A 14,755-nucleotide genomic window follows, 5' to 3' on the forward strand; every position below is an offset into this window, starting at 1 on the left:
ACCTACTCTCCCAATTTGATGCGCGGGTCAAGTCCTGCCAGGACGACCTCGGTGAGGATCTGACAGAGCACCGCCACGAAGACGATGGCGAGGATCAGCACCTGCAACACGGTGAAGTCGCGGGTCTGCACGCTGGACACGGCGAGCTGGCCGAGCCCGTTGCGGTTGAAGATCGCCTCGATGATCACCGCGCCGGCGAGCAGGTTGCCGATCTGGAGCCCCACGGCCACGACCGCGGTTCCCACGCTGTTCCTCAGTACGTGCCGGAGGGTGATCCGGGTGGCCGACGCCCCCTTGCTCAGCGCGAGGTCGACGTAGTCCTCGTTCTTGACGGCGAGCATCTCCGCCTGCAGCAGGCGGGCGACGACCGCGGCCGAGGGCAGCGCCAGCGCGAACGCCGGCAGGATCAGGAACTGGAAGCCGATCACCGGATCCGCCAGGAAGCTGACCTCGCCGCTGACCGGCAGCCAGCGGTTCAGCACGCCGCAGACCAGGATCAGCGCCAAGCCGGTGAGGAACGACGGAATGGCGATGAAGAAGCTGTTGACCAGGTCGAGGCCGGCCCGCGCCCAGCGGCGCCGGGTCGAGCCGACCGCGACGCCCAGGGTCGTCCCTATCGCGATGACCAGGAGCGTCGCCAGCGCGGCGAGCTCCAGGGTGCTTTCGAGCCGGTCGCCGATGAGGCTCGCGACGCTGCGGCGCAGGAGGTAGGACTCTCCGAGATCGCCCTGGAAGAGCCCGACGATCCAGTCCCAGTACTGAACCACCAGGGGCCGGTTCAGGCCCAGCTCCTGCCGGATCGCGGCGATGGTGGCCGCGGTCGAATCCGTGCCGGCGAGGGTGACGGCGACGTCACCGGGCGCCAGACGGGGCAGGGCGAAAGCGACGATCGAGCTCGCGAAGAGCACGAACACCACTGATGGGATCTTGCGTATCAGGAACCGGACCATCGTCTCGATACCGCCAGTCGCTCTAAAGGTCGATTACTTGGACAGCCACGCCCGGCTGATGTCGAGGAAGCCCATCTGCGTAGGTGCGAGGTCGTTCAGGGCGTTCGACCGCACGGTGAGGGTGGGGCGGGTGATCAGCGGGAGCACGAACGCCTCATCGGCGAAGTAGGCGCTGTAGTCGTGCAGCGCCTTCTGCTGGTCGGGCGTGGTGCTGGCGCTGGTGACCGCCTTGACGAGCCGCGTGTACTCGGGGCTCTTGAAGTGTGAGACGTTCTCGTCCGCCTGGAGCTCCGGGCGGCTCACGACGGCGCTCGCCGGTGAGAGGCCGTTGCTGTTCATCATCAGGAAGGCGGGAGTCCCCATGTTCTTGCTGGAGACCTTGGCGTCATAGTCGGCCGTGGCGATGACCGGCTTGGCGTTCAGCCCGACGGCGGCCAGGTTGTTCTTGACGATCTGGAAGACTCCGGTGGCCTCGGGGGTGTTCAGCATGGTCACGTCGAACGACGTGCCCGCCTTCACGCCCGCGGCGGCGAGCATTTGCTTGGCCTTGTCGGGCTGGTAGGTGTACTGCTTGGTCTGCGCGGCGTCGTAGCCGATCGTGGAGGTCCGCCACGGCAGGTTGGTCGCCTGGGCCTGGCCGCCCTCGACCTGCTGCACGATGCGGTCGCGGTCGATCGCGTAATGGATCGCCTGGCGCACGGCCTTGTTGTCGAACGGTGGCTTGGTCACGTCGAAGCCGAGCGGGATCGCCGCGCCGCCGGACGACACGAGGGCGAAGCCCGGCTGCTGGCTCAGGCTTCTCGCGTCCAGCCCGGCCAGGCCGACACCGTACTGGACGCGGCCGCTGCGGATGGCCGCGACCATCGCGGTCGGGTCCTTGATGAGGTTGATCTCGATGTTGTCGAGATGGGTGTTCTGGGCATCGCGGTATTTCGCGTACTTGGCGAGCTGGAGCTTGCCGCCCGGGGTCCACGACTTCCACTCGAAGCGTCCGGTGCCGTCCACCTTGGTGCCGGCCGCGTAGTCGGCGTAGGCGTCCTTGTTCGGGATCGGCATGGTCTCGAAGAGGTCGAAGACGTTCGGCAGCGGCTGCTTGAAGGTCAGCGCGAGCTCGTAGTCGCCCGTCGCCTTCATGTCGGAGATCTGGGCGGCGATCGACTGGTTCGCCGCCCCCACCTTCGGGTCCTGGACCTGCTTGATGGCGAAGATGACGTCTGCCACGGTCAGCTTGCGGCCGCTGTGGAAGGTCACGTCGTCGCGGAGCTTGATGTCCAGGCTCTTGCCGTCCGGCGCCAGCGTCCAGGACTTGGCCAGGACGCCGTTGGGCTGCCCGGTCTTGGTGTCGATGAGGGTCAGCGTCTCGAGGACGGCGTACTCCCACAGGATGTTGCCGAACGAGGTCTTGAGGAACGAGCCCGGTTCGGCCTCGGTCGTCTGCCCGACCACGAGGGTTCCGCCCTTGCTCGCCGGGCCGGAGGGCGCGGAGCTGCCGATGGCGCCTTGGTTGGCGGCACTGCACGCGGCGGACGCGAGCATCGCCGCGCCGGTGGCGCCTGCTGCGAGCCGGCGTCGCCAGGCGGACTTCGTCAGTGACATCGATACTCCTCGAGACATTCTGGGGGTGGGGGATGTACCAAGGCGTCGGGAATTGTACAGTCAGCCCGATTTGTCCTCTGGCGAGGAGCATGGTTTGTGACTCAGATAGGCGCAACCCGCCGCTTTTAGTTTTGTTTCCGACATAAAGCGAGCGGCTCGGTTCCGCCGTCCGCAGCCGAAGACGGCCGAGATGATCACCGAGCGCCGAACGGGTTCGGCAACGGGATCGTCAGGCATTCGCACCGTCGTCACCGTCCTTCAGGTGATGGCCTCACACCCTAGGACGCAGGATTCCGGCAGGCCCTCGCACCGGTTCGCTGACCGGAACAGCCCGCCTGCCTGCGCTGCCGCGCAAGATCTGGACCGTCCGTCCGTCTGCCGGTTCGCTGACCGAAACGGCGCGTCACGCCCATCGATCTGCGGCGGATAGCGTCCGGGACCATGCCTCTCACATACGGGTTCCTCGACTACGGCGGTCCTGACCTCCAGCGCTTTCTCGACGTTCCCGCACCCGAGCCGGGACAGGGCGAAGTGCTCGTCGAGGTGCGCGCGGCCGGCGTCAACCCGGTGGACTGGAAGGTCCGGGCCGGCATGCACCGCGCCTTCCTGCCGATGAAGCTGCCCGCGACCCTCGGCCGTGAGGTCTCAGGGACCGTTGTGCGGACCGGGCCGGGAGTCGTCGAACTCGCCGTCGGGGACAAGGTCCTCGGCAGTACGGTCGGCGGCTGCGGCGGCTACGCCGAGCTGGCGCTGCTGCCGGTGACACGGGCGGCGCGGATGCCGGACGGGCTGTCGTTCATCGACGCGGCGGCGCTGCCGATCGCGGGGGGGACCGCCTATGAGGGGCTCGCCACCCTCGGCCCGGCTCCGGGGCAGACGCTGCTGATCCTGGGCGCCGGCGGGGGAGTCGGCACGGTCGCGGCCCAGCTCGCGGTCATGCGTGGCGTCACCGTCGTGGGCACCGGGAGCGAGGCGAAGCGGGCGTTCATCGAGTCCCTCGGCGCCACGGCGGTCGCCTACGATCGCGACGACGTCGCGCGCCGGCTCCAGGAGCTGCTTCCGGGCGGCGCCGACGCGGTTCTCGATCTGGCCGGTGGTGACGCGCTCGATGGTGTCGCCGGCGTGATCACCGCACGGACGCGGGTGAGCAGCGTGGCCGACGAGGAGACCCTCGCCCGCTTCGGCGCGCGCCCGCTGAAGCGCACCGGTGACCCGGCGACGCTGTCGGCCGTGGCCGAGCTGGTGGCCGCCGGGAAGCTGGACCCGTACGTCCGCCGGGTGTTCCCGCTGTCCGCGGCGGGCGACGCGCTCGCGCTGGTGGAGGCCGGTCACGCGGCCGGCAAGGTCGTCATCGACGTCACCGCCCGGCGCTGAGGCTCACCCCGCGCGGCTGCCCGCCGCGCGGGGTTGCCCGGCGCTGAGGCTCACCCCCTCGCGCACAGCCGCCCGGCGGGGTGAGTCATCCCCTCTGCGGGGTCACTTCTCGAAGCGGCCGGCCGGGCGGTCGCATGTGCTCTCCAAGAGGGTGACCTGCCCGGGTCCGTCGATCGCGGACAGCGCTTCGAGCACGTGGAAGGCGAACGCGGCGTTGGCGCGGTGCGGTCCGCCCTCGATCGCGTCGGCCAGATCCCGTACGCCGAGCCCGCGGCGCGCCTGCTCCTTGGTGCCGACCGCGCCGAACAACTCGACCACGGGCGGCAGCACGGACCAGTCCGCTTCACCGTGCCGCCGCACCCGGACGTCGCCGTCGAAGTGGTTGGGATTGGGCAGCGTGAGCGTCCCCTCGGTGCCGTAGATCTCGATGGCGGGCAGATCGCTGTCCCAGACGTCGAAGCTCATCATGGTCGTGCCGATGACCCCGGAGTCGAAGACGAGGACGGCCGAGGCGTGGGTGGGCACCTCGACGTCGATGGAGTCCACGGCCCGATCCGGCGCGGTCACCGTACGCACCGGCGCGCCGATGCGGGCGGCTCCCGCCACGGACCTGACGGGTCCGAGCAGGTTCACCAGGATCGCCAGATAGTACGGCCCCATGTCCAGGACGGGACCGCCACCGGCCTGGAACAGGAAGCGCGGATCCGGATGCCAGGTCTCGGCCTTGCTGTGCCGGATGAACGCCGACGCGCCGATGGGTTCGCCGATCAGCCCGTCGTCGAGCGCCTTGCGCGCGGTCTGGGCGGCGCTGCCGAGGAAGGTGTCCGGAGCGGAGCCGAGCACCCGCCCGCTGGCCGCGGCCGCCGCCAGCACCGTCTTCGCGTCGGCGACGGTCGTGGCCAGCGGCTTCTCGACGTAGACGTGCTTGCCGGCGTCGAGCGCCCGCATGATCGTGCTCGCGTGGTGCACCGGCGGGGTCAGGTTGACCACGATGTCGATCGAGTCGTCGGCGTAGAGCTCGTCGGCGTCCCCCCAGCCCGGGATGCCGTGCTCGCCGGCGGCCCGCTTGGCGCGGTCGACGTCGATGTCGCCGACGCGGACGATCTCAAGCTCCGGATACCGGGCCATGCCGGTGACGTACCGGCTGAAGATGTTGCCGCTACCGAGGATGCCGATGCGGTGGTGCTGCGGCTGAGTTGCCACGTTCTCTCTTTCCTTCCTGGATGGATCCTGGCGTCGTGATCACTCGACCACGGTCCAGGTGAGGCTCTCGTCGGCCCGCAGTACCGCATCGACCAGCCGTGCCGAGCGGACGCCGTCCGCGGCGGTCGGCAGTCCCACGACCGGCAGGCCGGCCATGGCCGAGTAGGCGTCGTCGACGAACGCGCGGAAGCAGTCGCCGTAGCCCTGCGCGTGTCCGGCGGGAAGGGTGGCCAGGCGGCGCTGCTCGGCCGATCCCTGACTCGGGTCTCGTACGACAATCCGGGCGCCCTCCACGTCGCCGAGCCACACCGACTCCGGGTTCTCCTGGTCGAACACGGCGCTGCCGGCCGCGCCGTCGAGCTCGAACCAGAGCCGGTTCTTGCGTCCGGCCGATACCTGCGACACCGTCAACGAGCCGAGCACCCCCTCCGCCGTCCGCAGCAGGACGGTGGCGACATCCTCGGTCGTAACCGGCCGCAGCTGGTCCGATGCCGGTCCGCTGGCCGGACCGAAGGTCGCGCCGCTGCCCGCGGGCCGCTCGGGCTTGGTGATGCCGCGCCGCGCCGTGACCTCGTGGAACCGGACGCCGGCCACCCATTCCACGAGGTCGCACCAGTGGGAGCCGATGTCGGCGAAAGCGCGCGATTGCCCGCCCAGCGTGGCGTCGACGCGCCAGTTCGCGGTGCCGGCGTCGAGCATCCAGTCCTGTAGATAGCTGCCGTGCAGGAGTTGCCAGGCGCCGAAGTCGCCGTTCAACCGGCGGGCCCGGATCTCACGGACCAGCGGGTGATAGCGGTAGACGTACGGGACGGCGAGCGTGCGGCCCGTCTCGGCGGTCACCGAGGCGAGCCGCTGAGCGTCGGCGAGCGACGTCGCGATCGGCTTCTCGCAGATCACGTGCTTGCCGGCGCGCAACGCCGCCACCGCCTGGTCGGCGTGGAGCGCGTTCGGCGTGCAGATGTGTACGACGTCCACCGCGTCATCGGCGAGCACGGCCGCGAGGTCCGGATAGCGCACCGGGACGTCCCACTCCTTGGCGAGTACGTCGGAACGGCTCGGGGTGGAACCGACGACGCCCCGCACGGTCGCGCCGACGCCGCGGATGGCCGCCGCATGGACCGAACCGATCATGCCGGCGCCGATGATGACGGCTTGAGTGCGCGGATGCGCCACGTTCAGACCTCCAAAAGACTGTTTGGCCACATCCGAGCATGGTTGAGGGTATTGACAGGCACAAGATGACGTCTTTAGTTTCATCGCATGCAAAAAGACGGGAAAACCGGCGGTCATGCCGTGCCGGCGCCGGTGGCCATCGCGCTGCACCGGGTGCTGGGGATGATCGCCAATGGCGAGGCGACCAGCCGCGCGGCGATCGCGCGGCTCACCGGCCTCGCCCGGTCGACCGTCAGTCAGCAGGTGGACAGCCTGATCGAGGTCGGCATCGTCGAGGAGACCGAGTCGAGCCAGTCGGTGCGCGGCCGGCCGCCCCGGGCGCTCACCATCAGCCCGCGCGCCGGCACGATCGCCGTGGCCGACGTGGACGTCGCCGCGACCCAGCTCGCGATCGCCGACCTCGGCGGCACCATCATCGGCCGCGACACCGTCAACCTGCCGGTCGATCGCGGTCCCGAGGAACTGCTGGCCGAGGTGTCCGGGCGGCTGCGTTCGATGCTCGCCGAGCACGGCCATGATCCGGCCCGGGTGCGTCACGTCGTCGCCGGCCTACCGGCGCCCGTCGACTTCCAGCGTGGCTGCGCGGTGCGCCCGCCGATCATGCCCGGCTGGGACGCCTACCCCGTCGGGGACTACCTGCGCGGGCAGTTCGGCGCCGCCGTCACGGTCGACAACGACGTGAACCTGATGGCGCTGGGCGAGGCGACCCAGGAGATGGCCGACACGCCCCTGCTGGTCATCAAGGTCGGATCGGGCATCGGCGCCGGCATCGTGACGGCGGACGGCTCGGTGCATCGCGGTGCCGACGGCGCGGCCGGCGACATCGGGCACATCCGGGCGTCCACCCGGCGCGACGTCGTCTGCAGGTGCGGCAAGTTCGGCTGCCTGGAGGCCGTGGCGAGCCATCGCGCGGTCCTCGCCGACCTCGGCATCGCACCGTCCTCGATCGACGACCGGCTGTACGCCTCGCGCGAGCTGGCCCGGCTGGTGGCCGACAGCGACACCCGCGCGCTGCACAGAATCCGCCAGGCGGCCGCCGACATCGGCGAGGTCGTGGCGATGCTGATCCACACGCTCAATCCGCGCATGCTGGTGCTCGGCGGCCCCTTGAGCGAGCTGCAGGACGAGATCCTGTCCGGAGTCCGCGCGGCGGTGTACGAACAGGCGTTGCCGCTGGCGACGCGGAAGCTCATCATCACACCGAGCCAGCTCGGCGCCGACGCGGGAATCATCGGCGCGATCGCCCTGGCGGGCCGGGAGGTCTTCAGCCAGGCAGGCGTGGGACGGCTGCTCGCCGAGGCATGAGGGTGATCAGGTGCGGTCGCCGGATGGCTGTGAGAAGCGGCTGATCAGGAGCGCCAGCCGCCGGTCGTGGAGCTCGGGCGGGAGCCTGCCGCCGCGCATCAGCGTCACCAGTCCGTGCAGGCCGGCCCAGAGGGTCTCGGTGAGCGTGCCCAGTTCGTCGTCGCCGGTGTGTGGCCACAGCGCCTGGCTCAGTTCGCCGAAGCACGCGTGCAGGGCAGGCGGTGCTTGGGGGGTGGCGAAGGGCAGGTCGAGGGTCTGGTTGAACATGGCGTCGTACAGTGCGGGCCGTCGTTCGGCGAAGTCCGCGTAGGCGGCGCTGACGTCGGCGAGAGCCTCCCGAGGGTCGCTCGCCGAGGTACGGGCCGCGCGCATGTCGGCGGCCAGGTCGGCGAAGCCCTCCACGGCGACGGCGGCCATGATGGCGTCCTTGCCCTTGAAGTGGCTGTAGAGCACCGGCTGGCTGTATTCGACGCGTTCGGCCAGGCGCCGGGTCGTCACCGCCTCCCAGCCTTCGGCCTCGGCCAGCGCGCGGGCGGCTGTGATGATCAGCTGTTCGCGCTCTGCCCGCTCGCGCTCCCGGCGCTCCTGAATCGACATGCCATCAACTCTAGCACCGCTAGCACTCCTGTCGATGCTCCGACTATTTCTGGCGATGTCACATTCCTTCCACGCGCGGGTCGTCCAACTGGACCCTCGAAATCCGGGCGTCCGAAACTAGCTTGGAGCAGACAGGGCATCTCCCATCCTGGTCACCGGTGGCACGGGCACGCTGGGGCGTCTGGTCGTACCACTCCTGCGGAACGCCGGCCGCGAGGCGGGCGCTCAGCCGGACCGGCCGGTCTCGTGCCCGACCTGGCCGGGCCGCGCGTGTCCTGGGAGGAATTCCTGGCCGAGCAGGTGCGGCCGAGCCGCCAGGTGCTCACCCGGCAGCCCGGCTGACCGTCGTATCACCTGCTCTGGCCGGCCCGCAGGTGGGCGTGCACGGCCGGGGTCAGCACCTGGCCGGTACGCTCCACCATGAGCGTCATGTGGTACGCCACGAGCGCCATGTCGCAGTCGGGCGCCACGAGCACGGCCAGGCACGAGCCGTCGCTGATCGACATCGTCAGCATCAGCCCGCGTTGCATCTCCACCACCGCCTGGGTGACGGGGCCGGACTCGAACATGCGGGCCGCTCCCTGCGTCAGGCTGACCAGCCCCGAGGCGATCGCGGCAAGCTGGTCGGCCCGGTCGGCGGGGAAGGCCGACGAGAACGCGAGCGGTAGGCCGTCGGACGAGACGACGACCGCGTGGGCGACGCCTGGGACGGTGCTGACGAATTCAGTGATCAGCCAGTCGAGGCCATGTGCCACGTACGTCAGGTCGGTCATGTGCCCCCTCCGCTGTTCGTGGGGTCGGCAGCAGATGTCTTGCCCGAACTGATGTCATTTCGGGCCGCCCGAAAACCCTGCTGGAAGCTGGACAGGCGGTTGCGCACCTGCTCCGGCGAGGGCGCCGGCATCGGTGCCACGTTCTGGGGCGCGGCGGCCGTCTGGGCCGAGCCCGGCACCAGGTTGGCCTTGGGCACCCGCTTGGGGAGGCCCGCCGAGGTCGCGCCGTCGCGTACCGGCTGCACCACGGTCTCGGCCGCGCTCCAGCCGGCGTCGGCATTGGACGATCCCCAGCTGGCACTGGACTCGCTCCCGTGCTCGAACCAGGCCGACTCCACCGCCGCGAAGATCGGCAGGTACTCGTCGCCCGAGGTGGCCGGCTTCACGGTCGGAATCGGGCCGGTGGCGACCGATCCGGTCTCGGGGAAGTCGTATCTCTGCCGCGCCGGGCCGCCCGCGCGATCGCCGCGGCTCCAGCTCTGCGGCTGGTCGCCGGTGGGCCATTTCGGCAGCCCACTGTCGCTGGGCCAACTGCTCGGGCCGCTCGGGCCGCTCGGGCCGCTCGGGCTGCTCGGAATGCTCGGGTTCCTCGACGGCGCCCAGATGTCGGTGGAGTCGTAGGTGCTGTAGTCCGAGCGCGGCTCGACCGGCCGGCCGGTGTCGGGCCGTGGGGGCGTTGAGGGCCAGCCATCGGCCGAGCCACCCGACGGGATGGAGGAATACGACGGGTGCCCCGGACCCATCTGGTAGCCGCCGCCGCCCTGCCACTGCGGCGCGGGATAGGCCTCCTCGCGGGCGCCGCTGGGCACACCCGCGTAGGCGGGCGTCGGCGCCTGCGCGCCCACCAGCGTCTCCGGCATCAGCACCATGGCGGTCAGGCCGCCGGAGCCGTGCGGGCGCAGTTGCACCCGGATGCCGTGCCGGTGCGCCAGCCTGGCGACCACGAACAGACCCATGCGACGCGACACCGAGACGTCCACGATGGGCGCGTCGACCAGGCGGTCGTTGGCCTGGCCCAGCTCCTCTACGGTCATGCCGATGCCGGAGTCGGTGATCGACAGCATGACACCGCCGCCGTCGATCCGGCTGCCGGAGACCGTCACGCGGGTCTCGCGCGGCGAGAACGACAGCGCGTTCTCCACCAGCTCGGCGAGCAGGTGGATGACGTCGTTGACGGCCTGGCCGGCGACGGACACGCCGTCGGGCACCTGCAGGACGACCCGCTCGTAGTTCTCGACCTCCGACAGCGTGGCGCGGGTCACGTCGATCAGCTTGACCGGCTGGCTCCAGCGTCGCGGCGGGTCCTGACCGGCGAGGACCAGGAGGTTCTCGCTGTTGCGGCGCATGCGGGTGGCCAGGTGGTCCAGCTTGAACAGGTTCGCCAACCGGCTCTCGTCCTGCTCGCCCTGCTCCAGCCCGTCGATGAGGGTGATCTGCCGCTCGACCAGCGTCTGGCTTCTGCGGGAGAGGTTGACGAACATCGCGTTGACGTTGGTACGGAGCTTGGACTCCTCGCCCGCCAGTCGTACGGCTTCGCGGTGTACCTCGTCGAAGGCCCGCGCCACTTCCCCGATCTCGTCCTTCGACGAGACGGCGATCGGTGGCACCTGTATGTCGTCCGAGCTGACCTCGCTGGTGCGGAGCTGCCGCACGAGCTCGGGCAGCGTCTGGCCGGCGACCTTGAGCGCGTCTCCGCGCAGCCGCCTGAGCGGCCGGACGAGCGAGCGCGCCATGACGGCGGTGATGGCCAGAACCAGGATGATCAGGGTGATGACGAGGGCGATGTTGAGCACGGCCACGTACTGGTCATTGCTCTGCACGTCGGTGCTGATCGTGGTGACCTGCTCCGACAGCGCCTTCTGCACGGTGTGCGCGCTGTCGACGGTGTCGCTGATGGACTCGAACCAGCGGGAGACGTCGTCGGAGGTCGAGGTGTCGAGCCGGCGCAGGGACAGACCCGTGTTGGTCAGGAACACGGCCCTGTTCATGTAGAACTCGCCCCGCCCGACCTTCACGCTGGCGACCGTGTTGTCGAAGAACTGCCGCTGGGCGACGGTGGCCGCGGTGCGGAACGCGGTGCGCGCGCTCTCGCGCCTGGAGCGGGCGTCGAGGAACGCCTTGTACTCGGGTTCTTCGAACGACCCCCTGACGAGCGCGATCATCAGCAGGCCCCGCAGCTTGGAGGTCTCCTCCTCGTAGCGGGCCATGGCTTGCAGGGCCGCGGTCGTGGAGATGAGCTGCTCGTCCGTCGAGCCCTGCGTGACCTCGTCGTAGAGCTGCACCATCTCGGCGATGGCCTCGGAGTACTTCTCCATCGTCGGGAGCGGCGGCAGTTGCGAGCCGGTCACGGTGGCTCGCAGCGAGGTGAGCTGGGTCAGCCGGGTGCGTACGGTGGCCAGTTTCTTGCGGCCGAGATCGGACAGTGAGTCCTCGGCCGCCGTGGCCGCCGCGCCCGTGCGCGTCACGCTGGCGTTCACGATGTCCTGCTGGGCCTCAAGCTGGTCCTTCTCGGCCGACGCCCTGTTGGAGGCGACGAACTGCGCCGAGAGGTCGCGTTCGAGCGCCATCTCGCGGGACAGCTCGCCGAGCTGCGCGACGAGGGTGCTCACGTTGCTGATGTGCTGATACTGCTGTGCGCTGCTGACCGAGGTGGTGACGCGGAGCCCGCCCAGCATCACGGCCACCAGCGTGGGAATGGCGATGAGAGAAATGAGGCGGGTTCGCACCCGCCAATTGCGGAGGGCCATCGCGCTACCGGGCGCGGGCACCGGCTCGGCGGACTTCTCGTCAGCCACGGACTGACCCGGCAGAGCGGGGGCCCCGACACGACCATGTTTGGTCGTCGTTGTCCTCACTAGTGGCAACCTCTCGCGTGGCCTGCTTCAGGGACTTGGTCACACTGATGAATGCTCGCAGGCAAGTTTGGGCCCAATTTGAGCATGAACCTCACGAGTTAGCCAACGCCTCACAGATTTCAATCGGTCCATTTTGTTCGTTGATTTTTCAACAGATTAATTCCGGCGCGTGGAACGCTAGAATCATGACAAACCGGACACAAGATCATCAACGACGCTCGAAGGGCATTTCACCGTCCATCCGCCCCATTTATTGCTTTTTATTGAAAAAATCGGATATGCGTGACATGGCGCTTCTGCTTTGATCTACCCTCCGGTACGCTTCACGCTCGGTGTCGCTGATGCCGCATCTCCAGACGTGCTTCCCCTGGTAGGAGAACCCCCCGATGACCCGCACACTGCGCTGTCGCGCCCTCGTACTCGGCGCCGCAGTCGCTCTCACCCTGACCGCCTGTAGCGGGAACAGCGACTCCGCTGGCTCTTCGGCCAACAGCAAGGGTTTAGAGAAGACCGTAATCAAGGTTGGCGCGCTGCCGATTCCCGACGCCGTGTCGCTGTATATCGCCAACGAGAAGGGCTTCTTCAAGGAAGAGGGTCTGACGGTCCAGCCAGTCGTCATCACCGGCGGCGCGGCGGCCATTCCCCAGGTCAAGAGCGGTGCGCTGGACATCTCTCAGACCAATTACGTCTCGACCTTCATGGCCGTCAGCAAGGGTGAGAAGCTCAAGCTGGTCGCGGATATGTACCAGGCCGGCCCGAACACCTTCAACATCATGGTTCCGAAGGATTCACCGATCAAAACGGTCGCTGACCTCAAGGGAAAGACCGTCCTGATCAACAATCTCCGGAACGTCGCCCAGCTGGCCGTGACGACGCAGCTGAAGGTGGCGGGTCTCACCGAGAACGACGTCAAATTCGCCGAGAAGCCGTTCCCCGAGATGGGTAACGCGCTCAAGAGCGGCCAGGCTGACGCCTGCTGGATCACCGAGCCGTTCATCACCGCGCTCCAGAGCTCGCTGGGCTTCCGCAAGCTGGCCGACACCATGACGGGCGAGACCGAGGACCTGCCGATGGCGGGCTGGATGGCCACGGACGGGTGGGCGCAGAAGAACCCGAAGACGCTGGCCGCCTTCCAGCGGGCGGTCGCCAAGGCTCAGGAGCTCGCATCGAGTGACCGAAAGGAGATCGAAGCGATGCTGCCCAAGTACACGAAGATCGACGCGAAGACCGCTTCGGTCATCACGCTGGGCACCTATCCGAGCGCGTTGAGCGCGACCCGGCTGCAGAAGGTGGCCGACCTCATGCTCGACTACAAGTACCTCAGCAGCCCCTTCGACGTGAAGTCGATCATCGCGGCACCGTCCAACGGATGACACGTGCACGACTGCTCCGCGGCGCCGTGGGCGCCGCGGGCTTTCTTGTCGTCGGAGAGCTGGTCATCCGGTTCGGGCTGAGCAAAGGCGTGGTCTTCCCGCCGCCCTCGACCATCCTGTACCAGGCGGTGCTCCTCCCGGCCGACGGAGAATTCCTGCAGGGAGCGCTCACGACGCTCACGAACTGGGCGCTCGGCCTGCTGGTCGCGGTGATGGTGGCCGTCCCGGCGGGAGTCCTGCTCGGCGCGCTCACTCCGGTGGAGCGCGCCGTCCGGCCGCTGCTCGAGTTCCTGCGGCCCATCCCCTCTGTCGCGATCATCCCGCTGGCCATCCTGCTGATCCCGGTGGACGAGCTGCTGAAGGTCTCCGTCATCGTCTACGCGTCCGTCTGGCCGATCTTGATCAACACGTTGTACGGCATGCATGACGTCGACCCGCTGGCCAAGGACTCGCTGCGCAGCTTCGGATTCGGCGGGCTGGCCGTGCTCGGCAGGGTGAGCCTGCCCAGTGCCGCGCCCTTCGTCGCGACCGGCATCCGGATCGCCGCCGGGATCGCGCTGATCATCGCCATCAGCGCCGAACTGCTCGCCGGAGGCACCGCGGGCCTGGGGGTCTTCGTGATCCAGGCCGGGAGCGGCGACAGGACCGACCTCATCATGGCGGCCACGTTCTGGGCCGGCGGATTCGGCCTGCTGGCCAACGTGGCGTTGCAGGCGGCCGAGCGCCGCCTGTTCCGCTGGCACCGGGCGCGGACGGGGGCGGTGTCGTGAAGTCGCTCGCCAGGTTCTGGCTGATCCCCGCCGTCATCGTCTTCTGGGAGCTGGTCGCGCGGCGACTGGAGGACACGGACTTTCCGCCGCCCACCACGATCGTCACCCGCATGTACGACCTGTGGTTCTCCGGCCCGGCCGCACGACTGTTCCTCACCGACGAGGCGATGGCCAACATCCTGCCCAGCCTGGGGCGCATGTTCGCCGGGTGGATCCTGGCCTCGATCATCGGAGTGGTGCTGGGCGTGGTCCTGGGGCGCTCGCGGGTGGCGGCCGACTACGTGAACGCGCTGATCGAGTTCGGCCGAGCCATCCCGCCGCCGCTGCTGCTGCCGTTGTTCCTGGTGGTGTTCCGGGCGGGATTGCAGATGCAGCTCGCCGCGATCGTGTTCGGGGTGATCTGGCCGGTGCTGCTCAACTCGATGGACGGGGCCAGGGCCGTGGACCGGACCTACACCGAGACCGCCATCGTCTTCGGGCTGTCGAGGGCGCAGCGCCTGCGCCAGGTCGTCATCCCCGCCGCCTCACCCAAGATCTTCGCGGGCCTGCGGCTGAGCCTGTCGCTCGCGCTGATCCTCATGGTGATCTCCGAGGTGTTCGGCAGTACGGACGGCATCGGCTACCAGCTGATCGTGGCGCAGCGCAGCTTCGAAACGCCCCAGGTGTGGGCGACGATCGCCCTGCTGGGGATGCTCGGCTTCCTCGTGAACTCGCTTTTCGTGCTCGCCGAGCGGCGGCTGCTGGTCTGGCACCGGCAGGCCACCAGAACGCCGTGACTAATTCTTG

At 68.9% G+C, this 14,755-nt stretch carries 12 protein-coding genes; 5 read left to right on the top strand and 7 right to left on the bottom strand.

What is annotated here, in order from left to right:
• Positions 1-2 precede the first annotated feature (2 nt).
• The gene (locus AB0B91_RS05625; protein ID WP_358316130.1) at positions 3-950 is read right to left on the bottom strand and encodes an ABC transporter permease; all 948 of its coding nucleotides are present in this window, start codon (positions 948-950) and stop codon (positions 3-5) included.
• Positions 951-983: 33 nt separating this feature from the next.
• Positions 984-2,546 (bottom strand): ABC transporter substrate-binding protein, encoded by a 1,563-nt coding sequence (locus tag AB0B91_RS05630; protein ID WP_358316133.1) that lies wholly within the window; start codon positions 2,544-2,546, stop codon positions 984-986.
• A 441-nt stretch (positions 2,547-2,987) separates the two neighbouring features.
• Between AB0B91_RS05630 and AB0B91_RS05635 the strand changes: the two genes are divergently transcribed.
• Positions 2,988-3,920: an NADP-dependent oxidoreductase gene (locus AB0B91_RS05635; protein WP_358316136.1), complete on the top strand. Its 933-nt coding sequence runs from the start codon at positions 2,988-2,990 to the stop codon at positions 3,918-3,920.
• A gap of 102 nt (positions 3,921-4,022) precedes the next feature.
• Here the strand turns inward: AB0B91_RS05635 and AB0B91_RS05640 are convergent, their stop codons facing one another.
• Both AB0B91_RS05640 and AB0B91_RS05645 read right to left on the bottom strand, forming a co-directional pair.
• Positions 4,023-5,123, bottom strand: coding sequence for a Gfo/Idh/MocA family oxidoreductase (locus AB0B91_RS05640; RefSeq protein WP_358316139.1), 1,101 nt, complete (start codon positions 5,121-5,123; stop codon positions 4,023-4,025).
• A 39-nt stretch (positions 5,124-5,162) separates the two neighbouring features.
• Complete coding sequence (locus tag AB0B91_RS05645) at positions 5,163-6,296, bottom strand: Gfo/Idh/MocA family oxidoreductase (RefSeq protein WP_358316142.1); 1,134 nt, start codon at positions 6,294-6,296, stop codon at positions 5,163-5,165.
• An 87-nt stretch (positions 6,297-6,383) separates the two neighbouring features.
• Here AB0B91_RS05645 and AB0B91_RS05650 point away from each other — a divergent pair, with 87 nt between their 5' ends.
• The gene (locus tag AB0B91_RS05650) at positions 6,384-7,601 is read left to right on the top strand and encodes an ROK family transcriptional regulator (protein ID WP_358316145.1); all 1,218 of its coding nucleotides are present in this window, start codon (positions 6,384-6,386) and stop codon (positions 7,599-7,601) included.
• Between the two features lie 6 nt (positions 7,602-7,607).
• Here the strand turns inward: AB0B91_RS05650 and AB0B91_RS05655 are convergent, their stop codons facing one another.
• From AB0B91_RS05655 to AB0B91_RS05665, 3 genes are all read right to left on the bottom strand, one after another.
• Positions 7,608-8,198 carry a TetR/AcrR family transcriptional regulator gene (locus AB0B91_RS05655; protein WP_358316147.1) on the bottom strand — a complete coding sequence of 197 codons (591 nt, stop codon included), beginning with the start codon at positions 8,196-8,198 and terminating at the stop codon, positions 7,608-7,610.
• Positions 8,199-8,548: 350 nt separating this feature from the next.
• On the bottom strand, positions 8,549-8,971 hold the full coding sequence (locus AB0B91_RS05660) for a roadblock/LC7 domain-containing protein (RefSeq protein WP_219539800.1): 423 nt from the start codon (positions 8,969-8,971) through the stop codon (positions 8,549-8,551).
• A complete protein-coding gene (locus AB0B91_RS05665; RefSeq protein ID WP_358316151.1) occupies positions 8,968-11,766 on the bottom strand; it encodes a nitrate- and nitrite sensing domain-containing protein in 2,799 nt (932 codons plus the stop codon). The genes AB0B91_RS05660 and AB0B91_RS05665 overlap by 4 nt, the downstream gene beginning before the upstream one ends.
• Positions 11,767-12,212: 446 nt before the next feature.
• Here AB0B91_RS05665 and AB0B91_RS05670 point away from each other — a divergent pair, with 446 nt between their 5' ends.
• Genes AB0B91_RS05670 through AB0B91_RS05680 form a run of 3 tightly spaced genes read left to right on the top strand, consistent with a single transcriptional unit; the run spans position 12,213 to position 14,745 of the window.
• Positions 12,213-13,199, top strand: a complete 987-nt coding sequence (locus tag AB0B91_RS05670; RefSeq protein ID WP_358316154.1) for an ABC transporter substrate-binding protein — start codon at positions 12,213-12,215, stop codon at positions 13,197-13,199.
• Positions 13,196-13,969, top strand: a complete 774-nt coding sequence (locus tag AB0B91_RS05675; protein ID WP_358316157.1) for an ABC transporter permease — start codon at positions 13,196-13,198, stop codon at positions 13,967-13,969. The genes AB0B91_RS05670 and AB0B91_RS05675 overlap by 4 nt, the downstream gene beginning before the upstream one ends.
• Positions 13,966-14,745, top strand: a complete 780-nt coding sequence (locus AB0B91_RS05680) for an ABC transporter permease (protein WP_358316161.1) — start codon at positions 13,966-13,968, stop codon at positions 14,743-14,745. The genes AB0B91_RS05675 and AB0B91_RS05680 overlap by 4 nt, the downstream gene beginning before the upstream one ends.
• Positions 14,746-14,755 lie beyond the last annotated feature (10 nt).

Source organism: Nonomuraea sp. NPDC049141 (assembly GCF_040648415.1).
GTDB lineage: Bacteria > Actinomycetota > Actinomycetes > Streptosporangiales > Streptosporangiaceae > Nonomuraea.

Bases quoted from the DNA above. Each gene is read 5' to 3' on its own strand.
- AB0B91_RS05675 (WP_358316157.1), top strand. From the start codon at position 13,196: ATGACACGTGCACGACTGCTCCGCGGCGCCGTGGGCGCCGCGGGCTTT.
- AB0B91_RS05655 (WP_358316147.1), bottom strand. From the start codon at position 8,198: ATGTCGATTCAGGAGCGCCGGGAGCGCGAGCGGGCAGAGCGCGAACAG.
- AB0B91_RS05670 (WP_358316154.1), top strand. From the start codon at position 12,213: ATGACCCGCACACTGCGCTGTCGCGCCCTCGTACTCGGCGCCGCAGTC.
- AB0B91_RS05625 (WP_358316130.1), bottom strand. From the start codon at position 950: ATGGTCCGGTTCCTGATACGCAAGATCCCATCAGTGGTGTTCGTGCTC.
- AB0B91_RS05660 (WP_219539800.1), bottom strand. From the start codon at position 8,971: ATGACCGACCTGACGTACGTGGCACATGGCCTCGACTGGCTGATCACT.
- AB0B91_RS05650 (WP_358316145.1), top strand. From the start codon at position 6,384: ATGCAAAAAGACGGGAAAACCGGCGGTCATGCCGTGCCGGCGCCGGTG.
- AB0B91_RS05635 (WP_358316136.1), top strand. From the start codon at position 2,988: ATGCCTCTCACATACGGGTTCCTCGACTACGGCGGTCCTGACCTCCAG.
- AB0B91_RS05630 (WP_358316133.1), bottom strand. From the start codon at position 2,546: ATGTCACTGACGAAGTCCGCCTGGCGACGCCGGCTCGCAGCAGGCGCC.